This is a genomic window from Lentzea sp. NPDC020367 (genome assembly GCF_044387305.1).
Classification (GTDB): domain Bacteria; phylum Actinomycetota; class Actinomycetes; order Mycobacteriales; family Pseudonocardiaceae; genus Lentzea.
Genome location: NZ_JBIRVV010000001.1, coordinates 298,037 through 321,490 on the forward strand (window position 1 = coordinate 298,037; position 23,454 = coordinate 321,490).

20 protein-coding genes are annotated in these 23,454 nt (G+C 69.9%); 15 read left to right on the forward strand and 5 right to left on the reverse strand.

Annotation, left to right across the window (positions count from 1 at the left end):
* Positions 1-23 precede the first annotated feature (23 nt).
* The 4 genes from ACH413_RS01405 to ACH413_RS01420 are packed head-to-tail and all read left to right on the forward strand — an operon-like array spanning position 24 to position 6,572.
* Positions 24-1,304 carry an SWIM zinc finger family protein gene (locus tag ACH413_RS01405; RefSeq protein WP_360029631.1) on the forward strand — a complete coding sequence of 427 codons (1,281 nt, stop codon included), beginning with the start codon at positions 24-26 and terminating at the stop codon, positions 1,302-1,304.
* On the forward strand, positions 1,301-3,772 hold the full coding sequence (locus tag ACH413_RS01410; protein ID WP_360029632.1) for a DUF6493 family protein: 2,472 nt from the start codon (positions 1,301-1,303) through the stop codon (positions 3,770-3,772). Before ACH413_RS01405 ends, ACH413_RS01410 begins: the two co-directional genes overlap by 4 nt.
* Positions 3,769-6,264, forward strand: coding sequence for a DUF6493 family protein (locus ACH413_RS01415; RefSeq protein WP_360029633.1), 2,496 nt, complete (start codon positions 3,769-3,771; stop codon positions 6,262-6,264). The genes ACH413_RS01410 and ACH413_RS01415 overlap by 4 nt, the downstream gene beginning before the upstream one ends.
* Before the next feature lie 5 nt (positions 6,265-6,269).
* Positions 6,270-6,572 carry a DUF6968 family protein gene (locus ACH413_RS01420; RefSeq protein WP_360029634.1) on the forward strand — a complete coding sequence of 101 codons (303 nt, stop codon included), beginning with the start codon at positions 6,270-6,272 and terminating at the stop codon, positions 6,570-6,572.
* On the opposite strand, the gene sph is transcribed toward ACH413_RS01420, so the two are convergent.
* The gene (gene sph, locus ACH413_RS01425; RefSeq protein ID WP_360029635.1) at positions 6,565-7,491 is read right to left on the reverse strand and encodes a sphingomyelin phosphodiesterase; all 927 of its coding nucleotides are present in this window, start codon (positions 7,489-7,491) and stop codon (positions 6,565-6,567) included. The genes ACH413_RS01420 and sph overlap by 8 nt on opposite strands.
* 87 nt (positions 7,492-7,578) lie before the next feature.
* The gene (locus tag ACH413_RS01430) at positions 7,579-8,268 is read right to left on the reverse strand and encodes an FCD domain-containing protein (RefSeq protein WP_360029636.1); all 690 of its coding nucleotides are present in this window, start codon (positions 8,266-8,268) and stop codon (positions 7,579-7,581) included.
* A gap of 76 nt (positions 8,269-8,344) precedes the next feature.
* Here ACH413_RS01430 and ACH413_RS01435 point away from each other — a divergent pair, with 76 nt between their 5' ends.
* Genes ACH413_RS01435 through ACH413_RS01455 form a run of 5 tightly spaced genes read left to right on the forward strand, consistent with a single transcriptional unit; the run spans position 8,345 to position 13,888 of the window.
* Positions 8,345-9,607 (forward strand): ABC transporter substrate-binding protein, encoded by a 1,263-nt coding sequence (locus ACH413_RS01435; RefSeq protein WP_360029637.1) that lies wholly within the window; start codon positions 8,345-8,347, stop codon positions 9,605-9,607.
* A gap of 10 nt (positions 9,608-9,617) precedes the next feature.
* Positions 9,618-10,454 (forward strand): sugar ABC transporter permease, encoded by an 837-nt coding sequence (locus ACH413_RS01440; protein ID WP_360029639.1) that lies wholly within the window; start codon positions 9,618-9,620, stop codon positions 10,452-10,454.
* A complete protein-coding gene (locus ACH413_RS01445) occupies positions 10,454-11,263 on the forward strand; it encodes a carbohydrate ABC transporter permease (protein WP_360029640.1) in 810 nt (269 codons plus the stop codon). Before ACH413_RS01440 ends, ACH413_RS01445 begins: the two co-directional genes overlap by 1 nt.
* On the forward strand, positions 11,260-13,206 hold the full coding sequence (locus ACH413_RS01450) for an alpha-galactosidase (protein ID WP_360029641.1): 1,947 nt from the start codon (positions 11,260-11,262) through the stop codon (positions 13,204-13,206). The genes ACH413_RS01445 and ACH413_RS01450 overlap by 4 nt, the downstream gene beginning before the upstream one ends.
* Before the next feature lie 37 nt (positions 13,207-13,243).
* Positions 13,244-13,888, forward strand: coding sequence for a hypothetical protein (locus ACH413_RS01455; RefSeq protein ID WP_360029642.1), 645 nt, complete (start codon positions 13,244-13,246; stop codon positions 13,886-13,888).
* Here ACH413_RS01455 and ACH413_RS01460 read toward each other — a convergent pair.
* Positions 13,874-14,464: a bifunctional 4-hydroxy-2-oxoglutarate aldolase/2-dehydro-3-deoxy-phosphogluconate aldolase gene (locus ACH413_RS01460; RefSeq protein ID WP_360029643.1), complete on the reverse strand. Its 591-nt coding sequence runs from the start codon at positions 14,462-14,464 to the stop codon at positions 13,874-13,876. The two genes, ACH413_RS01455 and ACH413_RS01460, sit on opposite strands and share 15 nt — an antisense overlap.
* Before the next feature lie 74 nt (positions 14,465-14,538).
* Between ACH413_RS01460 and ACH413_RS01465 the strand changes: the two genes are divergently transcribed.
* The 4 genes from ACH413_RS01465 (at position 14,539) to ACH413_RS01480 (ending at position 19,556) form a co-directional block, all read left to right on the forward strand.
* Entirely contained in the window at positions 14,539-16,551 is a 2,013-nt protein-coding gene (locus ACH413_RS01465; RefSeq protein ID WP_360029644.1) for a hypothetical protein, read from the forward strand.
* 10 nt (positions 16,552-16,561) lie between these two features.
* A complete protein-coding gene (locus ACH413_RS01470) occupies positions 16,562-17,242 on the forward strand; it encodes an SDR family oxidoreductase (RefSeq protein WP_360029645.1) in 681 nt (226 codons plus the stop codon).
* Entirely contained in the window at positions 17,239-18,381 is a 1,143-nt protein-coding gene (dgoD, locus tag ACH413_RS01475) for a galactonate dehydratase (RefSeq protein ID WP_360029646.1), read from the forward strand. The genes ACH413_RS01470 and dgoD overlap by 4 nt, the downstream gene beginning before the upstream one ends.
* Before the next feature lie 107 nt (positions 18,382-18,488).
* Positions 18,489-19,556, forward strand: coding sequence for an NAD(P)/FAD-dependent oxidoreductase (locus ACH413_RS01480; protein ID WP_360029647.1), 1,068 nt, complete (start codon positions 18,489-18,491; stop codon positions 19,554-19,556).
* Here ACH413_RS01480 and ACH413_RS01485 read toward each other — a convergent pair.
* Positions 19,495-20,844, reverse strand: coding sequence for an MFS transporter (locus ACH413_RS01485; RefSeq protein ID WP_360029648.1), 1,350 nt, complete (start codon positions 20,842-20,844; stop codon positions 19,495-19,497). The genes ACH413_RS01480 and ACH413_RS01485 overlap by 62 nt on opposite strands.
* A gap of 48 nt (positions 20,845-20,892) precedes the next feature.
* Here ACH413_RS01485 and ACH413_RS01490 point away from each other — a divergent pair, with 48 nt between their 5' ends.
* Positions 20,893-21,462, forward strand: coding sequence for an XRE family transcriptional regulator (locus tag ACH413_RS01490; protein ID WP_360029649.1), 570 nt, complete (start codon positions 20,893-20,895; stop codon positions 21,460-21,462).
* Positions 21,463-21,552: 90 nt separating this feature from the next.
* Positions 21,553-22,332: a class I SAM-dependent methyltransferase gene (locus tag ACH413_RS01495; RefSeq protein ID WP_360029650.1), complete on the forward strand. Its 780-nt coding sequence runs from the start codon at positions 21,553-21,555 to the stop codon at positions 22,330-22,332.
* Between the two features lies 1 nt (position 22,333).
* Here the strand turns inward: ACH413_RS01495 and ACH413_RS01500 are convergent, their stop codons facing one another.
* Complete coding sequence (locus ACH413_RS01500) at positions 22,334-23,401, reverse strand: ROK family transcriptional regulator (RefSeq protein ID WP_360029651.1); 1,068 nt, start codon at positions 23,399-23,401, stop codon at positions 22,334-22,336.
* Between the last annotated feature and the right edge of the window lie 53 nt (positions 23,402-23,454).

Consider the following 23,454-nt stretch of genomic DNA (forward strand, 5'->3'; position numbering starts at 1 on the left):
CGTTTGTTCCCTAGAGTGGCGCGATGCACTCGTACGCCTACGTCGCCGACTCCCGGCTGGACGAGACGCGACACGCCCTGGGACTGCAGACCTCCGGCGGCAGGGCGCCGAACCCGCGTTTCTTCACCGGTTTCCTGGGTGACTCGCAGCAGGCCGCCACGGCGTTGCTCGCCATCGCCAAGATCGCGGGCACCCGCTACTTCCAGCCCACCACCGAACGCCTCCGCGACCCGGTCGTCACCTGCAACGGCGACCGGCTGCGCTTCGAGTCGTTCTCGGGTTGCTGCGGCGTCTACGCGCGCCTGGACGTGCTGGGCGACGCCCTCGACGGCGAGGTCCACGACCGCGGCACCACGAACGTCGACGTCAACGAGCCGCTGCGCCGAGCCCTCGCCCGCGTGACGAAGGGCGACCCGTTGCACCTCACGGTCGGCCCCGACCAGGTCGAGGTCGGCACGCTCGACGGCGCGGTCGTGGAGAAGAAGGTCCCGCTGCCACCGCGCTGGCTGCGCGGCTTCGCCGAGACCCAGGTCCTCACCTCGAAGTTCGACCTGAAGGCCGAACTCGCCCCGATGGACGCGCAGAGGTTCCTCAAGACGCTGCCCAAGGGACGCGCGGCGGTGTGGGCGGTGCCGTCCGGGAAGTCGTTGCGGCTCAGCGGAACGGCCTCGGCCAACGCCGTCTGCCTGGCGGGCCCGAACCGCCTGGAGACCCTGATCCCGTTGCTGCGCTTCGCGAAGGCCGTCCGGCTCTACGGCCCGCCCGCCGACGGGAAACCCGTCGCGAGCGGCTGGGAGGTCGACCTCGGTTCGCAGCGCCTGACCCTGGTCCTCTCGCCCGAGGTGACCCGCGGTCTGTCCGGTGAGGGTGCCGTTCTGGACGGTCTCGCGGCCGGAGACGCCGACACCGACGCCGAACTGGTCGGCGCTCTCCTCGACTTCGAACCCCGCGTGGACATCGCGGACCTCGCGGACCGTTCCGGACTCACCCCGGCGAGGGTCAAGGACGCGCTGGCGCAGCTCGGCACGTCCGGACGCGTGGGCTACGACCTCGCCGAAGCGTCGTACTTCCACCGCGAACTCCCGTACGGCGGCGTCGACATCCAGGCCATGAACCCCAGGCTGCGCAACGCGAAGGCGCTCGTCGAGCAGAACGCCGTCAGCTGGGACGGCGACACCGCGCTGGTCGGCGACTACCGCGTCAACGGCGAGGCCTGCACCTGCCAGTGGTGGGCCGAGTACCGCGGCGGACGCGGGAAATGCAAGCACGTGCTGGCCGCGGACATGGTCAGGGGCAAGGCGTGAGCTTCGACAAAGTCCAGGCCCTGATCGAGTCGGACGAGACCCGTGCGCTCGGCGAACTCCTGAAGAGCCTGACGCCCGACGAACGCAAGGCGTGCGCGAAGGAATTGATCGCGTACGAGAAGGCGCACCGGACGGGCGATCGCCGCTGGGACGACGAGGAGACGCTCTCCGTCGCGGGCGCGGGCCTGCTGCCCAGCGCATCGGCTCTCGCGCCGTGGCTGGTCCGCCACCGGATCTTCCAGCACTACGGGGACGAGGTGGACAACGGCATCGAGGTGCTCGTCGACGTGCTGCGGCACCGCGACCTCGCCTGGACGCCGGACCTGGTCACGAGGCTCGCCGCCAGGATGCGGACGCGGGACCGCTTCCGGCAGGACCTCACGAGGGTGATCGTGGAGTTCTGCGGCGACGACCCTCCGGACACCGACGGATTCCTGTTGCACCTCATGGACTCCGACGCGCAGACCAGGTGGAAGCCCTCCTACGACGCGCTGATCCCGAGGATGCTGGAGGTCGTCGGCGCCGGCGCGATCCTCGGCGGCTCCCGACGGGAGTGGATCAAGTTCCTGCGCGCGAGAGCGGACCGGCAGGTGCTACTCGACGGCTGCCTCGCCCGCCTGCAGCAGAACGGAACACCCAGCGAGATCGACGGTTTCCTGAGCCTGCACGAGGCCGTCAAGGTCACCCTCGACGAGATCGCGGCGCACGCGCGGGACTACGTCGCGATGCTGCCGGACTCGCGGTCGACCGTCGCCGGCCTCGCCCAGGACCAGCTGAAGCGGCTGGACGAAGCGGAAAGGCTCGACTTCGACCTGCTCGTCGACGCGAGCCGGTGGGTGTTCGGCCGCACCGAGAAGAAGCTCGTCCGCACCCAGCTCACCTGGCTCGGCAAGCACGCCAAGGCGAACCCGGACGAGGTCGTGCTGACCGTCGCGGAGCTGTTCGCGCACGAGTCGGACGACCTGCGCGGTCAGGCCGTCAAACTGATCGTGAAGCACCTCGGCAACGCCGGCGACGAGACGCAGGCCGAGGTCCGGGCCCTGGCCGAGCAACTGCCGGGCGATCTGGCCCAGCAGCTGGGAGGCACCACCTCCCAGGACCAGGCCGTGGAACTGGCCCCGTTCGTGACCAGGCCGTTCCCCGAGCCGATCGCCACCCTCGACGAGTTCACCGGGGAACTGCTGGCCGCGTTCAGCCGCAACTCCGACTACCTCGAACCGTCGACCGCGGAACGGATCATCGAGGCACTGGTCCGGTTCGCCTGGCAGGACAGGGAAGCGCTCGCCCAGGCCATCCTGCCGTTCTACGAGAAGGCGCCCTGGTACGACCGCTCGCGGCGCAACCCCCGTGCCGAGTTCGTCCAGGCCGTTCTCGCCGGACGCGGCACGCCGCATCCGCTGGAAGCGCAGTCCGAAGTGGACTTCGACCACGAGTGGGAGCGGCCGGGCACCACGAGCATCGGGGGAGTGGCCGACGAGCTCTCCAAGCGGCTGTACGAGATCGCGCGAGGCCTGATCCGCCTGCCGAAGCCCGCTCTGGTCTCCACCCCCACCGAGATGTCCGGCCTGATCGACCCGGCGACGCTGGTCAGCCGTCTCGCCAGGGCCGAGGCCGAGGGCTGGGAGCCGTGGCAGCGCGACCTCCGGCAGGCCGTCCAACGCCTGCCGCGTGACACGGACCCCGCCCTGTTCGCGTCGCTGACCAGCAAGGCGGGTGCCGAGGTGCGCGACCGGCTGGCGACCAGGACCGATCCCGAGATCGCCATCGAGGTACGCAGCTACCGCTACTCGTGGCGGTACTCGCAGGAGCCCGCCGACACCGGCCTGTACGCGACCGTCACCCCGGGCCTGGAGGAGCCGGAGCAGTCGCTGCGCGAGCACGACGAGTGGGGCCCGCTGGTCGAGTGGTGGCCGTCGCTGCTGCCCGTCCAGCGGGAGGTCGTCGCCGCCCACCTCGTTCCGCACCTGCGTTCGCGGACGGCCTCGAAGGGCCACGACGGCCCGCTGCTGCCGATGCTCGCCGAAGCCCACGGCCCGGCAGGCCTCGCTCTGCACCTGGCCCTGTCCTACGGGCTCGGGGCAGAACTGACCATCAACCGCGCCCACGCGGTCGACGCGATCCTGATCCTCGCGGCACGCGACCAACTCGACGGCCGCGTGCTCGGCGATCTTCTCGGCCGGGTGCTCGACAGCGGTGACCTCGCGCTGAACCGGGTCGTGCCCGGCCTGCGCGACGCGGCCCGTTCCGGCGCGGCACGGCAGATCTGGGACGCGCTCACCACCGCCCTCCCAAGACTCTGGGCCCACAACCGGGTGGCGGACGTGATCGAACTCGCGGTCGAACTGGCCCAGCTGCTCGGACCGGGCGGCACGGTCGACGGACTCGCCGAGGTCGCCGCCCGCAAGGGATCCAGCAAGGCGGTAGTGCAGGCGAAGCGCCTGGTGAGCGCGCTCGGAGGGGTGGCATGAGCTTCGACAGGATCCAGGCGCTGATCGAGTCGGACCAACTGCTCGCGCTGGGAGAGGTGCTCAAGAGCCTCACCCCGGACGAACGCAAGGAACGCGCCGCCGAACTCGTCGCGTACGAGAAGAAGCGCCGCGCGTCCGGGGAGAACTGGCGCCACCACGCGGCGATGCACATCGCGGGCATCGGTTTGCTGCCCAACGCTTCCACGCTCGCACCGTGGCTGGTGCGCTACCAGATCTGGTGGCACCGCATGAGCCAGGAGAACGGCAGCCTCGAAGCCCTGGACGTGCTGCGGCACCGCGATCCCGCGTGGCTGCCGGACCTGCTCACCCGGATCGCCACCAGGATGCCGACCCGTGAACCCGGCCGTCACGACCTGCTGCGGATCGTGCTGGAGTTCTGCGGCGAGGACCCACCGGACACCGACGGCTTCCTGCTGGCGTTCATGGACTTCGGTGGCCACACGCGCTGGCGTCCGGCCTTCGACGCGCTGATCCCGCGCATGCTGGAGGTGGTCGGAGCCGGGGCGATCTTCGCGAACATCTGGCAGTGGCCCCAGTTCCTGCACGAGCGGGCAGACCGGAAGGTGCTCCTCGACGGCTGCCTCGCCCGGCTCCAGCAGGGCGGCAGCGCGAAGGAGATGGAGGGTTTCCTGGCGCTGCACAAGATTCTCGACGTGACGCTGGACGAAACCGCCGAGCACGCACGGGACTACGTCGCGATGCTGCCCGACTCGCGGTCTGTGGTGGCCACTCTCGCGCAGGACCGGCTGAAGGCGCTGGACGAGGCGGGAAGGCTCGACTTCGACCTGCTCACCGACGCGAGCCGGTGGGTCTTCGGCCGCACCGAGAAGAAGCTCATCCGCGCCCAGCTCACCTGGCTCGGCAAGCACGCGAAGTCCACTCCGGACGAAGTCGTGCTCGCCGTGGCGGAGCTGTTCGCGCACGAGTCGGACGACCTGCGCGGCCAGGCGGTCAAGCTGATCGCCAAGCACCAGGCGAAGATCAGCGACGCGCCTCGGATCGAACTCCTGGCGCTGGCCGAACAACTGCCGGCCGACCTCGCCGCTCAACTCGGCGTCGAGACCGTCGCGGAGGAGGTCGCCGCGCTCGCGGCGTTCGCGGCGCGTCCGTGGCCGGACCCGATCGCCACCCTCGACGAACTGACCGGCGAGGTGCACGGCCTGTTCGGTCGCAACGCCAGTCACGTCGACCCGGTCACCGCGGAACGGATCATCGAGGCCGTCGTCCGGTTCGCCTGGCAGGACAGGGAAGCGGTCGCGAAGGCGCTCGAGCCGATCTACGACAAGCACCCGTGGATCATGAACCGCAACGCCTACGAGTCCTTCCCCGATCATGCCCGCCGTGACAGCTGGTCGGTGTTCATCTCGATCATCGCCGCCGTGTCCGAGCCCCTGACGCCGATCGGCCCGGTCGAGTCGGCGATGGACGCCGCCAGGACGTGGATGAAGCAGCTCAAACGCGCGGAGATGGGCTCGGTGAGCGAGCAGCTCGCCAAGCGGCTGCACGAGATCGCCAAGGGCCTGGTCAAGTCACCACGCCCGGCCCTGGTGTCGACGCCGACCGAGACGTCCGGCCTGCTCGACCCCGCCACCCTGCTCGAACGCCTCGCCAAGGCCGACGCCGAGGACTGGGAACCGTGGCCGCGCGACCTCAGACAGGCCTACCACCGGCTGCCCCGCGACACCCGGCCAGAGGACTTCGCGTCGCTCACGAGCAACGCGGGCAGGCTGCTGCGCGACTGGCTCGCCGACCTCACCGACCCGGTGGTGGAACTGGTCGAACGCACCCGCGAGACGCGCTACGGCTACATCAGCCCGGCGGTCACGGAGAAGCGCCTGCTCGTGACGCTCTCGCCAGGCCTGCCCGACCCGGAGAAGCACTGGTACGGCCACAACGAGTGGGGCGTCATGATCGAGTGGTGGCCCGCCGTCCTGCCCGTGCAACGCGAGGTGATCGCCGCACACCTCGTGCCGCACCTCGCGAACCGCCGCGAGTCGAAGGGCGACGACGGCCCGATCTTGCCCGCACTCGCTGAGGCGCACGGCCCGATGGGCGTCGCCTCGCACCTGGCGCTCGCGTACGGACTGGGCGCCGAGGCGACGGTCGGCCGCGCCAACGCGGTCGACGCGCTGCTCGTCCTCGCCGCCCGCGACCAGTTCGACGGCAAGGCACTGGGCGAAGTCGTCGGCCTGCTGCTGGAACGAGGCGAACTCGCGCTGAACCGAGTGGTCCCGTGCCTGCGCGATGCCGCACGCTCCGGCGCCGCGTCCCAGATCTGGGACCTGCTGACGGCCGCGCTGCCGAAGGCCTGGTCGCACAACAGGGTCGCGGACCTGGTTGAGCTCGCGGTCGAACTGGCCCAGCAGCTCAAGCCGGGCGGTACCGTCGACGGCCTCGCGGAGGTGGCGGCCCGCAAGGGTTCCAGCAAGTCCGTCGTCCAGGCGAAGCGGCTGGTGAGCGCGCTAGGCTGAGTCGCATGGACTTGGGCGTCGTCGTCGCGGAACGGCAGATCGAGGGCAAGGCACCGGACGGATCATCCTTCGAGGTGGTGATCCGGTTCGGTGCCCCGCGCCCGGACCCGTTGAGCGACAACGGCGACTGGGAGTGTCCACACCAGATCGGCGACGACGAGGTCGCCGCCGCCTACGGGGTCGACTCGCTGCAAGCCTTGCTGCTCAGCGTCTACGCCGTGCGGATCAAGCTGGCCGAGTCGGGCGCCACCCTGGACTGGCTGGGCATGCCCGAACTCGGCCTGACCGTCGCGCCGCCGCTCAGCTAGCGAACACGGGGTAGTGGTCGGACAGGTCGTTGAAGGTGTACTTGCGCCCCCACGACCAGATCGACCACTCAGGACTCTTCACCCGCCGGGTCTCGTTGCGCAGCACCGGCCCCTGGACCGTCAGCACGTAGTCGAGGTGCTCGGACGCGTACTCCGGCCCGTACTGGTCGCGGCAGACGCTGTTGTCCGCGCAGTCCCACGAGAACGGATGCCCGCCCACCTCAGGCGTCTGAGCGCCCAGCTCGGCGACCATCTGCGGGAACTCGGCACTCGCCTTGATGACGTTCATGTCGCCGGCCACGTACACCGGCTCGGAGGCGGGAATGTTGCGCGCCGTCAGGAACGCCTTGATCTCGGCCCGCTGCTTGGCCCGGTAGCCGCCCGGCGCGCTGGTGCAGGTCGAGTCCTCTGCCTGCATGTGCGTGCCGATGACGTGCAGCGGCCCGGTCGGCGCCTCGATCCGCACGTACGCGAACCCCTTGTTGGAGAACCAGTCAGCCCCGCACCCGTCCCGGTAGACGTGCTGGACCCGTGTGGTGATCGGCCACCGGCTCAGCACGGCGACGCCGCCGTCCTCCGGCGTCGAGTCGCTGTACCTGCCGCTCGTCACGTCCCACCCGGCCCGGCTGCGGCCCAGCACCGGCGTCTGGTTCGGGTAGGTGTCGCGCAGGTTCGCCAGCAATCGGTCTGAAGCGGCGTTGTCGAAGGCCTCGTTGAGCACGACGACGTCCTGGCCGTTCAGCACGCCGGTGCTGTCGATCAGGTCGGCGCGGGCGACCTGTCCCCAGTTCGGGTACAGGTTCCTGGACAGCATGAACACGTTGTAGGTGGCGATCTTCGGGGCGGCAGGGGCCGCGACCGCCGGGGTGGCGACCGAGATCGTCAGCGCGACGGCGGCGGCGAGCGTGATCAGGCGCATGAAACCCGATGCTGACGGACGTGAATGTCTTTCACAACCGCTGAAGCGAGACCCGATGGTGTCGTATCGATTAAGAACGGATGGACGTCAGCGCAGGCGGTTCAGGTCCGCGCCCGACTTGTCGACCAGCGCCCGCATCGCCTCGTAGGCCGCCTCGGGGTCCCGCGCCGAGATCGCGTCCAGCACGGCCCGGTGCGACGGCACCGGATCGTCGTCCACGCTCCCGTGCACGAGCTTGTCCCGCTCGGCCAGCCCGATCGCGATGATCCGCTCGACGTGCGTCAGGAACGCGTTGTGCGTGGACCCCATCAGCAACCGGTGGAACTCCAGGTCTGCCCGAACGGTCGCGGCGAGGTCGCGCGCCGACGCCATCCGCTCCAAGGCGGCACCGAGGGCCTCGATGTCGGCGGCCGAGGCGCGTTCGGCGGCCAGGCGGGCGGCGGCCGGTTCGACGATCACGCGCATCTCGGTGAGTTCGTCGAACAGGCTGTGGTCGGTGTTGCTGGCCTGGGTCTGCCAGCGCATCACGTCGGTGTCGAGGAGGTTCCACGACGAGCGCGGCTGCACGAACGTGCCGCGCTTCTGCCTGGCGTCGATCATGCCCTTGGCGGAGAGGACCTTCAGGGCCTCGCGCAGCGCGGTCAGCGACACGTCGAGTTCCTCGCGCAGCGCCGGGAGGTCGAGGGTGTCGCCCTCGCCGATCTCGCCGGCCAGGATCCGGCCCGCCAGCGCCTCGACGGTCTGGCCGTGCACGCCACGAAGCCGCTTCTCGCTCATGACCGAGAGCATACGGCACATCATAAATTATGAATTATTCTTGACATGATCATGACCTGCGCGCAATCTGTCCGCCATGGACAGGCGTCACTTCCTCCGCGTCACCGCTGCCGCGGGAGCCGGGTTGCTGGTCAGCGGCACGGCTTCCTGCGCCACCTCGGCGTCCTCAGGCCCGGTCACCCAGGCCGCGGGCACGGCCACGATCCAGTCGAACCTCTCGGCGCCTGCTGCCAAAGCGGCGATCGACGCACTGGTGAAGGCGTTCAACGACAAGAAGGGTGCGCAGGCCTCGGTCAACACCGTGGCCTCCGAGACCTTCCGGACCCAGCTGCCGAGCTACCTCACCTCGGCCAACCCGCCCGACCTCTTCACCTGGTACCCCGGCGCACTGCTCAAGGGGTACGAGGAGAAGGGGCTGCTGCTCGACATCAGCGACGTCTGGCAGACCATGGGCGACTACCCCCAGTCGTTCAAGACGTTGAGCGGCAAGGTGTTCGTGCCGACGACGTACTACTGGTGGGGCTTCTTCTACCGCAAGTCCAACTTCGCCAAGTGGGGTGTCACCCCGCCGAAGACCTGGACCGAGTTCGTCGATCTGTGCAAGACGTTGCAGGGCAAGGGTGTGATCCCGCTCGGCATGGGCGCGGGATCGGACTCGCCGTGGACCGCGTCCAGCTGGTTCGACTACTTCAACATCCGCGTCAACGGGGCCGGGTTCCACCGCGAGCTCCTCGCGGGCAAGCAGAAGTTCGACGACCCCAAGGTGAAGGCCATCTTCACGCCGTGGCGCGAAGTCCTGCCCTACACCGACCCGAACGGCACCGCGATCGGCTTCCAGGAGGCCACGACCGCGATGCTGCAGGGCCGCACGGGCATGCTGCTCACCGGCGCGTTCTTCGCCGACGCGGCACCGAAGGACGCGATCGACGACATCGACTTCTTCCGGTTCCCGATCATCGACCCGAACGTCCCGCTGGCGGAGGAGGGCCCGACCGACGGCTTCTTCGCGAGCGCCAAGTCACCGCACGTCAAGGAACTGAAGGAGTTCCTGACCTACGCGGCGACGGCGGAGGGTCAGGAGGCCTACATCAAGGCCTCGTCCGGCACGGTCCTGCCGACGCACCCGAACGCCAAGGACTCCGGCACGCCCCTGGTCACGAAGGGCCGCCAGCACCTCAAGGAGGCCGCGGAGATCACCCAGTTCTTCAACCGCGACTCCAGCGACGCGCTGCAGCCCACCGCGGACGCCGCGCTGGTCAAGTTCCTCCAGCAGCCCGACCAGCTGGACACGATCCTGACGACGTGGCAGAAGGCCGCCGAGCAGGTGTGGTCGTCCTGACATGACCAGCATGACCAGAAGCTTCACCAGGGTTCCTCCGATCCTGCTGTTGTTCGTGCTCATCCCGTTGCTCGTGGAGGGGTTCTGGGTCTTCTGGCCCGCGCTGCAGGGGTTCTGGCTCGCGCTGACGAACTGGGACGGCGTCTCGCCGCCCCGGTTCGTCGGGCTCGACAACTACGCCAGGATGATCGACGACCCGGTCTTCCACACCGCCGTCACCAACACCGCGATCTGGCTCGTGCTGTTCGGCGGGCTGTCCGCGGTCGGCGGCCTCGGCATGGCCGTGCTGCTGCAGAAGGAACGCCGCGGTGTCGGCGTCTACCGGGCCGCGTTGTTCGTGCCGGTGGTGTTCTCGCTGGTCGCCACCTCGCTGATCTGGCAGGTGCTCTACCAGCCCGGCGGGATCTTCGACAGCAGCCCGCTGGCCGACCCGGACACGGCGCTCTACGCGGTGCTGGTGCCGGCGTTGTGGCGGCAGGTCGGGTACGTCATGGTGCTGTACCTGGCCGGCCTCAAGGGAATCGACCCCGGGCTCTACGAAGCGGCCACTTTGGACGGTGCCACGGCCTGGCAGAAGTTCCGGCACATCACCTGGCCGCAGCTCGGCTCGGTGAACTCGGTGGTGCTGTCGGTCATCGTGATCGACTCGCTGCGGTCGTTCGACGTGGTGTGGTCGATGACGCGCGGCGGCCCCTACCACTCGTCTGAGCTGCTCAGCACGTACATGTACTCGACCGCGTTCCAGTCGCTCAAGCTCGGCTACGCATCGGCACTCGCCGTCGTCATCTTCGTGCTGGCGTTCGGCGTGATCGTGACCTACCTCGTCCGCGCGTTCCGGGAGAACTGATGTCCAATCGCGTCTTCCACGCCGTGGCGGGCACGATCTCCGTGCTCTGGCTGCTGCCGATCGTCGCCGTGCTCGTCACGGCGGTCCGAAGCTTCGACGACATCGCCGCGAACGGCCTCGCGTCGGTGCCCCGGTCGTTCACGTTCGCCGGGTTCGCCGACGCGTGGACCAACGGCGGCGCGGGCGCCATGTGGAACAGCGTCCTCGTCACGGTGCCGACGGTGTTCCTCTCGCTCGCACTGAGCGCGGCGGCCGCGTACGCGTTGAGCCGCTTCGAGATCCCCGGCCGGCGTTCGATCATCCTGCTGATGCTCGCGGGCAACCTGCTGCCTCCGCAGATCCTGCTCGTGCCGGTGTCGAAGCTGACCGAACTGCTCGGCATCTACGACACGCTCTTCGCGCTGATCGTGGTGCAGGTCGGCTTCGGACTGGGCTTCTACACGTTCGTGCTGCAGGGCTTCATGCGCGCCATGCCGAACGAGGTGCAGGAGGCCGCCACCATCGACGGCGCCGGTCCCGTGCAGATCTTCTGGCGGATCGTGCTGCCGATGACCAGGCCCGCGCTGGCCGCGTTGGCAGCGCTGGCGTTCACCTGGATCTTCAACGACCTGCTGTGGGCGATCACCGTGCTGCGGTCCTCGGCCGTGATGCCGGTGACCCCGGCGCTGCTCGCGTTGCAGGGCCAGTACGTCTCCAACTGGAACGTGATCGCGGCCGGGTCGGTGATCGCGGCGATCCCGACCGTGGCGGTGTTCCTTCGGTTCCAGCGGCACTTCATCTCCGGACTCGCTGTGGGAGCAGTCAAATGACCTGGACCCTCCGGATGGCCACCACCTCCTACACGGTGGCCGTCGAACCGGGCGGCCGCTGGGCCGAGCTCGTGGCCTGGGGCCCGCACGGCGTCGAGACCGGCCCGTCGCCTCTCAAGAACCTCGGCGACATCCACTTCATCACCGAGGCGGACGCGGCGCCGGTCGAGTACGCGCCGCGCGGCGAGCGCCCGTTCACCGGCGCCGACCTCGAGGTGGACGGCGACTCGTGGTGCACGTTCGAGGGCGCGGACGAGTCGGACGGCGTGCTGCGGCTGGCCTTCGTCGACGAGGTCGCCGGCCTGCGCACCGTGCTCTGCTATCGACCCGAAACCGCGGTCGACGTGCTCGCTCGGTGGGTCGAGGTGACCAACCTGCGAGACGAACCGGTTCGTCTCGCCAGGATCGGCTCGGCGGGGGTGTGCCTGCCCGTCCGGGAGCCCCGGCTGTCCTTTCTGCACGGTGAGTGGGCTCGCGAGTTCCAGCTGGACCACGTCTCCCTGCCCGCGGGCGGGTTCCGAATCGGCAGCTCCTACGGCGTTCCCGGGCACAATTACGCGCCCTGGTTGTCCGTGGACGACACGTGGGGCGTGTCGCTGGCGTGGTCCGGTTCCTGGGAGATCACGGCCGAGGTCGAGCCGTCCGGACTCACGCGCGTGCGTGCCGGAATGCTCGGCCCGGTCGTGGTCGGACCGGGGGAGACCTTCACGACCCCGGAACTGGCGCTGGCGTGCTCGACGGACGGCCTGGCCCGCGTCTGGCACGCCTACGACCGGCTGCGGTCAAGGCCTGCCCGCAAACCCGTGCTCTACAACTCCTGGGAGGCCACGGGCTTCGAGGTCGACCTGCCGAAGCAGCGGGACCTGGCCCGCATCGCCGCCGACCTGGGCGTCGAGCTGTTCGTGGTGGACGACGGCTGGTTCGTCGGCCGCCACGACGACACCGGCGGCCTCGGCGACTGGTACCCGGAGTCGCCGGACTTCGGCGCGTTCGTCGAGGACGTCCGGGGGATGGGCCTGGAGTTCGGCCTCTGGGTCGAACCGGAGTGCGTCAGCCCGAAGTCGCAGCTCTACGCCGAACACCCGGACTGGGTGTACCGGTTGGAGGGCCGTGAACCGACCCTGATCCGCAACCAGATGCTGCTCAACCTCGGCCTGCCGGAGGTCCACGAGTTCGTCGTCTCCACTTTGGACAGACTGCTGACCGACCACCGGATCAGCTACCTGAAGTGGGACATGAACCGCCCCGCCACCGAACGCCCTCTCGACCAGGACAACGCCCACGTCCGCAACTACTGGCGCGTGCTCGACCACCTGCGCGAGAAGCACCCGCACGTGCTGGTCGAGGGCTGCGCGGGCGGCGGCGGCCGGACGGACCTGGCCACCACCGGTCGCGTGGACGTGGTGTGGCCCAGCGACAACACCGCTCCGCTCGACCGGTTGAAGATCCAGCACGGCTTCCTGCACATGCACGCCCCGCACCTGATGTCGTCGTGGGTGACGGACGCTCCCGGCTTCTTCGACGCGCGCCCGCGTTCGCTGAAGTTCCGGTTCGTGCTCGCCATGGCCGGTGTGCTCGGCATCGGCGCGGACGTGCGGCACTGGTCGGCCGGGGAACGCTCCGAGGCGGCCTCGTTGATCGCCCGCTACAAGGACGTCCGCGATGTCGTGCACGGTGGCGAGGCACACCTGCTGAACGACGCGATCCAGTACTCGGCCGAGGACCGGATCGTCGTGCTGGCCTGGAACACGGGCTCGCTGACCGGCGTGCCCGTGGTGCCCGGCCAGTCGTCCCGGGTGAAGCTGCGGGGGCTGACGGCGCAGTCCTATGTGGACGAGAGCGGTCAGGTCTACTCGGCGGCGCACCTGACGCACGTCGGGCTGCCGTTCAACTGGACTGCCACGAACGATGCTGACGTGGTGGTGCTGAAGCCGATAGTCTGAACCCCTGAGCTGGGGGGTTCACGTGGAGTACTTCGCCGTGGGGAAAGAGTTGTGTCGGCGCCGGGTGGACGAGAACGGGGAGACGCGGGACGAGATCTACGTCCACGGGAGTTCCTGGCAACCGTCGGGTGGGCTGCGTGGGCAGGGAACGGCCGTCGTGCGGCGGATCCCGGAGGAGGACGCTGGACGGTTCCTGGAGCAGTGCCGCGCCCAGCTGCTCCACCCTCGGGAGCACAGGCCCGTGTACGTGTACTTCGCCTGGGTGGACGAGGGGTACACCGTCACCGAGCCGACCGCCGTGATCAGGAACTGGATCGGCCCCAGGGGGTACGAGCGGGAGGAGAGCTGCAGGCCCGGCTCGGGGTGGTGGGGGAGCGACCTGCGCGACGACTGGCACCGGGGAAAGATCGACGGCCGGTTCGAGCCCATCACCGAACAGGCCGCCGAGCGGTTCATGACCTCGGTGGGGTACTTCGCCGTGCTGGAGAAGAACGACGGGCGCGGACCCGTCCTGTGTCGCCGATGGATCGACCGGGCCGGAGTCACGCACGACGAGGAGTACCGTCAGTGGCTCATCTGGGAGCCGTCCGGCAAGTCGCGCGAACGGCACCACTACTCGGTGCGCCGGATCTCCCCGTCCGAAGCCACCCGGCTCATCGAACGCTGGTCAGCGCCGCAGTAGGGCCTTGATCTCCTCGATCGGCGTGCGGGCCAGCGCCGATCCGACCCCGCACGCCACAGCCCCGGCCTCAAGCCACGCGGGAACGTCCGCCGGCGCGACGCCGCCGGTCGGCACGAGCGGCGCGTAGGGCAGCACGGCGAGCACGTCACGCACCCACTGAGGCGTCGGCGCCGGGAACACCTTCACCGCGTCCGCCCCGGCCTCCAACGCCTGCACGACCTCGGAAACCGACCCGGCACCCGGCAGCACCGCTGCGCCGTACCGGTGCCCGGCCTGGATCACGGCGACGTTCAGGTTGGGCGCCACCAGGAACTGCGCCCCGGCGCGCACCGCGGCCACAGCGGAAGTCTCGTCCAACACGGAACCCGCGCCGATGACCGCCGACGGGTAGTCCGCGCGCAACTGCCGGATCGCCTCCAGCGCACCGGGGTTCGTCAGCGGCAGTTCGAGGGACGTGAGACCCGCGTCCAGCAACGGAACGGCGGCCTCGACGGCGGTGGCGGCGGACGCGGTGCGCACGATCGCGATGATGCCCTGCCGCACGACTGCCTGGGTGATCTCGTAGCGGTAGCTCACGCCCGCCAGCCTACTACACATAAATTACGAATTATTCTTGACACCTGTATCGGGCGCGGGGGAGGCTCACGGGCATGTCGGTTCGCAGAGTCGCGTTGGCCTTCGCCTTGATGTCCCTGGTGGCGGCGCCCGCATACGCGGGTGACGACCAGGGAGCGCCCACCTACTACGACAGTGGTGTCGCCAAGACCCCGTACATGGGCTGGAACACGTACTACGGCCTCGGCGCGCCCACCGAGAAGGACGTGCGCGGTGTCGCCGACTTCCTGGTGAGCAGCGGGATGCGCGACGCCGGGTACAAGATCGTGTGGATCGACGGCGGCTGGACCGCGCCGACCCCGCGTGACGCGCGCGGCAACCTCCAGGAGGACCCGGCGAAGTTCCCCGGCGGACTCCCGAAGCTGGTCAAGGACCTGCACGCCCAGGGGCTCAAGGCGGGCATCTACACCGACGCGGGCCCGTCCGACGGCAAGAACTGTGCGGTCGGCAGCGGCGGCGGTTACTACGAGAAGGACGCGCGCAGGTTCGCCGACTGGAAGTTCGACGCCGTGAAGGTCGACTTCCTCTGCGGCATCTTCGCGAACCTCAAGCCCGCGCAGGCGTTCACGGACTTCAGCAAGGCCCTCGCCAAAGCGGGCCGGCCGATGATCCTCAACATCTGCAACCCGGTCACCGGCGAGTGGGGCGTCCCGCACGAGCCGGACCAGACCGCCGACATCTCCTACACGTTCGGCCCGCTGGCCGGCGACTCGTGGCGCACCAGCACCGACATCGCGTTCGGCACGCCGTACGAGGGCATCTGGCGCGACGTGCTGCGCAACATGGACCGCAACGCCGCGCACCCCGAGTCGAACGGCCCCGGCCGCTACAACGACCCGGACTACCTGATCCCGATGCGCAGGACGCAGCAGGGCACCTACGAGCTCAACGAGGAGGAGTCGACCTCGCAGTTCGTGATGTGGGCGCAGATGTCCTCGCCGTTGATCATCGGCTCCGACCCGCGCACGCTGCCGCCGTCGATGGTGAACACCCTCAAGAACCCCGAGATCCTCGCGGTCGACCAGGACCCGCTGGCCATCCAGGGCGTGCGGGTCGCCTCGACCGGTGACACCGACGTCTACAGCAAGGTGTTGTCCCGCAAGGGCGAGCGCTCGGTCGTGCTGCTCAACCGCCGCGACGTCCCCGCCGAGATGACCGTGAACTTCGCCCAGGCCGGACTCAAGGGCAACGTTTCGGTGCGCGACCTGCGGGCCCGCGCCGATCGCGGCACTGCCACCGACAAGTACACCGTGACGGTTCCCGCGCACGGCACCGCGATGCTCAAGCTGCGCGGCACCGACCTCGTGCCCGGTGAGGCAGTCGGCTCCGACGCCACCGCCTCGCCCGCGATCGCACGGGTCGGCGACGAGGCACTGGTGTTCAGCCGGAGCACGGGCGGCGAGCTCAAGATGCTGCGGGGCGGCAAGTGGTCGAGCCTGGGCAAGGCGATCCAGGGCCAGCCCGCCGTCCGCACCGTCGGCACCGACGTCGAGGTGACCGTCCGCGGCAACGACAACCGCGCCTGGCAGCGCACCCTCCACAACGGACGCTGGGGATCGTGGAAGTCGCTGGGCGGCAAGCTCACCGACGCACCAAGCGTCGCGCAGGACGGCACGATCGTCGCCCGCGGCGAGGACGGCGAGGTCTGGCTCTACGAAGGCACCTGGACCTCGCTGGGCGCTCCCGGTGACGCCCCGATCTACGGCAGGCCCAGCGTCGCCGGAGGCCAGGTCGCCGTCCGCACCGCCGCCGACGCCGTCTGGGTCCGCCCGGTCAGCGGAGGCCAGTGGACGTCACTCGGAGGCGTGATCTCCGGCAGCCCGACCCTGGTCGAGTTCCAGGACCGGATCTACCTGTTCGCGCGGGCCAGCGACTACACGCTCTGGCAGGTCAACGCCTCCGCCGGCGTCTGGGGCGGCTGGTTCAACCGTCCGGAGTTCCCGAGCAACTCGCTCGTCGGCGCCGTCGGTGCTACTGCTGGTCCGGACGGCTCCGCGTGGACGGTCGTGCGCGGTCCGGACAACAAGGTCTACCGGCAGAAGCTCTAGGAGAACGTGCATGAAGTGCGCGGTGGTGTCGGGTGCGGGTGCCGGAATCGGTGCCGCGACGGCAAAACACCTGACGGACAACGGTTACCGGGTCGTCGGGATCGACCTGCGCGGTGATGTGGCCGTGCGGGGAGACGTCAGCGATCCGGAGACCTGGCAGCGGGCTTTGGAACTGTGCGACGGCAGCGTGGACGCGTTGGTGAGCAACGCCTTTACGGTCACGGTCAAGCCGTTGGACGCGACGACGCCCGCCGAGTGGGAACGCCAGCTCGCGGTCAACCTCGGCGGCACGTTCCACGGCGTCCAGGCCTGCCTGCCGTCGTTGCGCGAACGCAAGGGCTCGGTCGTGCTCGTCTCGTCGGTGCACGCGCACTTCGGCATCCCCGGCCACGGCGCGTACGCGGCCACGAAGGGCGGGCTGGTCGCACTGACCCGCCAGCTCGCCGTCGAGTACGCGCCGGACGTCCGGTTCAACGCGGTGCTACCCGGTCCGGTGCTGACGGCGGCCTGGGACCGGGTCTCGCCCGAGGACCGGGAACGCAGTGCCCGAGCCACCCCGGCCGGCCGCCTCGGCGACCCGGCCGAGGTGGCCTCGGTGATCGGTTTCCTCCTGTCTCCTGCGGCGTCGTTCGTGACGGGCGCGGAGCTTCTGGTCGACGGCGGCTGGTCCGCGGCGAAGGACTCTTCATGAAGGTGACGGCGGTCGAGACGTTCCTGGTCGAGCCCCGCTGGCTGTTCCTCAAGGTGAGCACCGACGAGGGGGTGAGCGGCTGGGGTGAGCCGGTCGTGGAGGGCAGGGCGGAGACGGTCCGCGCCGCCGTCCACGAACTGTCCGAGCTGGTCATCGGCCAGGACCCGCTGCGCGTCGAGGACCTGTGGCAGGTGCTGCGCCGCGGCGGCTTCTACCGCGGCGGCCCCGTGCTGTCGTCGGCTCTCTCCGGCTACGACCACGCGTTCTGGGACATCGCCGGCAAAGCCCGCGGGTTGCCCGTCCACGAACTGCTCGGCGGCCCGGTGCGCGACCGCGTGCGCGCGTACTCGTGGGTGGGCGGCGACCGGCCCGACGGCATCTTCGACGCGGTCTCGCGGCAGGTCGCGGCGGGCTTCAGCGCCGTGAAGATGAACGCCACGGCGGAAATGCGCCCGATCGCCTCGCCCGCCGAAGCCGACGCGGTTCTCCAAAGGGCCCGTGAGGCGCGCGAAGCCCTTGGCTCACAAGGAGATCTCGCGATCGACTTCCACGGCCGCGTCTCGCCCGCGATGGCGCGCAGGCTCGTGCGCATGCTCGAAGAGGTGCAGCCGATGTTCGTCGAGGAACCGGTGCTGCCCGAACTGCCCGCCGTGGTGCTGGCGTCGGTGGTGCAGGCGTCGACGGTGCCGATCGCGACGGGGGAGCGGCTGTTCTCCCGCTGGGAGTTCAAACCCGTCCTCGACGCCGGTGTCGCGGTCGTGCAACCGGACCCGTCGCACGCGGGCGGCATCTCGGAACTGCGCCGGATCGGGGCGCTGGCCGAGATCTACGGTGCGTCGATCGCGCCGCACTGTCCACTCGGGCCGATCTCGCTCGCGGCGTCGTTGCAGGTCGCGTTCACCACGCCGAACTTCCTGATCCAGGAGCAGAGCGCGGGCATGCACTACAACGGCTCCGACCCGTCGTACCTGGTGGACATGGCGCCGGTGCGGGTCGTGGACGGCTGGATCGCCCGGCCGACCGGGCCCGGCCTGGGGGTCGAGGTCGACGAGGCGGCGGTGCGCAGGGCGGCCGAGTCCGGGCACGCGTGGCGGTCGCCGGTCTGGCGGCACGACGACGGCTCGTTCGCGGAGTGGTGACAGGGCCTGCCAGCCGCTGCCAGTGACGTGTGCGTCCGCTGCCAGCGGGCCGGGTGAACCTGATCGTGCCGTCAGGGAGGCGGCACGATCTCCAGGGGAGCCCATTCATGCACGTCACGATCATCGGTGCCGGTCTCGGCGGTCTCACGCTCGCCCGTGTGCTGCACGTCAACGGCATTCCGTCCACCGTCTACGAGGCGGAGGAGTCGCCGACGGCGCGGACGCAGGGCGGCATGCTCGACATCCACGACTACAACGGCCAGATCGCCGTCGAGGACGCGGGCCTGATGGACGAGTTCCGCGGCCTCGTCCTGCCGGGCCGCCAGGCCATCCGCGTGCTGGAGCCCGACGGCACGGTGCTGCACGAGCAGGGCGACGACGGCACGGGCGGCCGTCCCGAGGTGCAGCGCGCCGACCTGCGGCAGATGCTGCTCGACTCGCTGCCCGAGGGCACCGTCCGGTGGGGCAGCAAGGTGACCGGCGTCCACGACAGGACGGTGACGTTCGAGGACGGCAGCACCGTCGACGCCGACGTGCTGGTCGGCGCTGACGGCGCGTGGTCGCGGGTGCGCGCGTTGGTCACGGACGCCAAGCCGGAGTACACCGGCATGTCGTTCGTCGAGACCTACCTCTACGACGCCGACACGCGGCACCCGGAGGTGGCGAAGGCGGTCGGTGGCGGCTCGATGTTCGCTCCCGGCCAGGGCAAGGGGATCTTCGCGCACCGGGAGGCCGGCGACACGCTGCACGCCTACGTGGAGTTCAACCGGCCGCTGGAGTGGTTCGACGACCCGGCCAAGATCGCCGCGGAGTTCGAGGGCTGGGCACCCGAGCTCACCGCGTTGATCACCGAGTCCGACACCGAGCCGGTGTTCCGCCCGCACTACACCCTGCCTGCCGAGCACCGCTGGGAACGGGTGCCGCGGGTGACCCTGGTCGGCGACGCCGCGCACCTCATGCCGCCCAACGGCGAGGGCGCCAACCTCGCCATGCTGGACGCCGCCGAACTCGGCCGGGCGCTCGCCACGAAGGACGTGGAGACCGCGCTGGCCGAGTACGAGGAGGCGATGTTCGCGCGCGCCGCCCACACAGCCGAGGACTCCGAGGAGATGCTCAAGAGCCTGTTCGGCGACGAGCCCCCGCAGAAGCTGCTGGATCTGCTGATCGACGCCTGACGACGAGGACGAACAGGACCGCCGTGATGGCCACCCCGGTCCACATGGCGGTCCGCCACCCGTCCACGAAGGACTCCCCGCCGTCGACGGCGCCCGCCACCATCGCACCGAGCAGCGCGACACCGAGTGCGGTGCCGAACTCGCGCGTGACGTCGTTGAGCGCCGACGCCACGCCCTGCCGCTCGCGAGGCAACGCGCTGGTGATCGCCTCGGTGGCGGGTGGCATCGACAACCCCATGCCCGCGCCCATCGCGATCATGCCCGGCAGCACGGTGAGGTAGGCGGCGTCCACGAACACCGCCATGAGCACCAAACCCAAGCCGCCCAACGCGATCCCCGTCGCCATCGTGGCGCGGGCACCGATCCGTTCGGCCAGCCGCGGCGCGAGACCGGACGCGACCATCATCATCCCGGCCATCGGCAGCAACGCCACCGTCGACACCAGCCCGGACCAGCCGAGAACGGTCTGGAAGAACGGGTACAGCACGACCGACACACCCGCCTGCACCCCGAACACCACCAGCAGCACCACGGACCCGGTGGCCAACCGGTGCTCGCGGAACAGCCGGACGTCCAGCAACGGCGCGGGATGCCGGAGTTCCCACGCCACGAACGCGATCGCAGCGGCCACCCCGACGAGCAGGCTGAGCACGTCGCGTTCGTGCAGGAAGTGGATCAGTCCGGCCACCGCGACCACGGAGGTGAGCGAGCCGACGACGTCGAACGGCCGCGCCTCCCGTGAGTCCGGCACCGCTGTGAGCGCCATGACCAGCGCGACGACCACGAGCACGACCGGCAGCACGAACAGGAACCGCCAGTCCGCCACGTCGACCAGCAGCGCCGACAGGAACATGCCCAGCAGCCCGCCGCCACCCGCGACGCCCGTCCACACACCGATGGCCCGGCTGCGTTCCTGCTCCGGGAACGTCGAGGTGATCACGGCGAGCGTGACGGGCATGATCGTCGCCGCTCCGATGCCGGCGAGCACCCGCGCCGCCAGCAGCACCTCGACGGACGGGGCCAGCCCGCCGATCACGTTCGCCGCGCCGAAGACCACCAGCCCGGCGATCAGCACCGGCTTGCGCCCCCACCGGTCACCGACCGCGCCGAGCGGCAACAGCAACGCGGACAGCGTCAGCACGTAGACGTTGATGATCCACAACACCGTGCCCTGCGACGCGCCGAACTCGGCGGAGAGGTGAGGCTGGGCGACGTTGAGCCCGGTCACCGACGAGATCACGGCCATCAACGCCACGCACACCGCGACCAGGGTTTTCGTTCGATTCATGGCCGCGACGCTAAGCACTGTTTGCTGGAGAGGCATACGATCGTGCGTATGACGCAAGAAGATGGCGATCTGGACGGCCTCGTGCGCAAGCGGATCCGTGCGTTGCGGGTGGCGCAGGGCTGGTCGCTGGACGAACTCGCGACCCGCGCCAGGCTCAGCCCGTCGTCGCTCAGCCGCATCGAGAACGGCCAGCGCCGCCTCGCCCTCGACCAGCTCGTCACCCTCGCCCGCGCCCTCGACACCTCGCTGGACCAACTGGTCGAGACCGACACCGACGACGTGATCGTCAGCCCGATGCTCGACGGCGCGCACGGCAACATGCGCTGGCCGATCAAGGCCGAGCCGGGCATGACCGTCATGCGTCAGCGGATGACCACCCCGCCACCCGACAACCCGGCCTTGCTTCGGGCGCACTCCGGCCGCGAATGGCTGGTGGTCCTGTCGGGCACGGCCTTGTTGCTGCTGGGCAACCGGAGGTTCCGCGTGGAGAAGAACCAGGCCGCCGAGTTCCCGACGATGCTGCCGCACGCCATCGGCACGGCGGGTGGCCCGTGCGAGATCCTCGGCATCTTCGACCGGGAGGCGCGCCGCGGTCACAACGCCGACAAGAAGGCGTGATCTTGCGCGGACGGCACCGGTTCGACCGACCTTCTTGCGTCTTGCGCAAGCCACCGTGCATCTAGAGCATGGCGGACCTACGTTGGTCACATGAGCGACGAACGACATGGCCACGGCGGCGGACACGAGCACGAGCACGGCCACGGACATGGGCACGGGCACGGGCACGGGCACGGTGATAGTGACGACCAGGCCGAGATCCTGGACCTCGACGCCGAACTCCTCGCCACCCACACCGCCGACATCATCGACTGGCTGCCCACCTCGAACCCCCGCCACGTCGTCGACCTGGGCAGCGGCACGGGCGCGGGCACGTTCGCACTGCTGGCCCGCTACCCGGAGGCCCACATCACCGCGGTCGACTCCTCACTGGACCACCTCCAGCGACTGCGCCAGAAGGCCGGCGAACGAGGCCTGGCCGACCGCGTCCACACCGTCCTGGCCGACCTCGACGCGGACTGGCCGGACCTGGGCACCCCGGACCTGATCTGGGCCTCGGGCTCGCTGCACCACATGGCCGCCCCCGACCGCACCCTCCGCCGGCTCCACGACACCCTCGCGAAGGACGGCGTGCTTGCCGTCGTCGAAATGGCCGGCATGCCGCAGTTCTTCCCCGAGCAGGCCCCGGACGCCCACGACGAACGCCTGCCCCACCGAGGCGCGGACTGGGGCCCGAAGCTGGCCGAGGCCGGGTTCACCGTCGAGGGCGAACGCACGATCACCGTCCACATCGAACGGTCCGAGGCCGTGGAACGCTACGCCCGCATCGTTCTGCGCAGGCAGCGCGGCCCGGAGGCGGCAGAAGAAGCCCTGCGACGCGACGACCTCTCGCTGCGCACCGAACGCACCGTCTGGGCGGCGCGGAAGTGACCTAGCGCGACGCCGTGACGAGCGCCGTTCGCAGCAATTCGAGCGCGGCCGCCCGTGCTCCGGTCAGCGACGGAGACGCCACGGACGCCGCGACCACGTCGACCTGACGCGGCAACCGCGAGCACTCGTTCCTGATCGCGTCGAGCAACGACGGCCCCCAGGACCCGCCGACCACGACCACCTCCGGATCGGCCAGCGTCACCAACGCCATGACGACCCCGCCGACGGCCCGCGCGAGCACGACGGGGTCCGCCGCCCGCAACCGTGCCACGTCGATCGCGGTCGTCCCCGGCCGGCGCAACCCGAGTTCGCCGAACACCTCGATGAACGGCGTAGCGCCGGACGGCCCGGCCGTGATCAGGTGCGAGATCTCACCGGCCAGCCCCGAGTGTCCGCGCCGCACCTCGCCGTCGGACACGACCGCACAACCCAGGCCCTCGCCCAAAAAGAGATACGCGAAGTCTGCGACGCCCAGCGCGGCGTGTTCGGCCTGCGCCGCCCAGTTCACGTCGTTGTCGACGATCACCGGCCCGTGCAGCAACGGGCCCAGCACCGCGACCGGATCCAGTTCTCCCACCAGGAACGGCGAGTCGGGCAGCTGGACAAGCCTGCCGGTGCGCCGGTCCACGGGATCCGCGGCGCTCACCGTGCAGAGCCGGACGTTGTGCGCCGCAACGGTTTCCGCGGCGACCGACGGCAGTACGGCGGCGACTTCGGCCGGATCGTCGATGGGATGGTGGGTGCGGCCGACGACGTCCCCGTAGGCGTCGACGCACTCGGCCGTCACGCCGTCCGGCGCGATCGTCATGACCAGCGCGACGCCGATGTCCTCGGCCAGGCTGTAGAACGAGCCGACCCTGCCCTTGCCGCGCCCGCCCGGCGTGCGTTCGCCGGTGTCCGCGAGCAGACCCTGGTCCACGAGACGGCGGACGCTCTCGCTCACCGTCGGCTTCGACAGACCGGTCTCCACGGCCAGTTCCGCCCGCGTCAGCTTGCGCGCGGACATCAACGACCGCAGCACGTGCTCGTCCGAGATCGAGCGCAGCAACTCCTGGGACGGCTTGGTCACGCGCCGCACTCTAGTTAGGGGTCTTGCCTACAACGGTCCGACACGCCTATGGT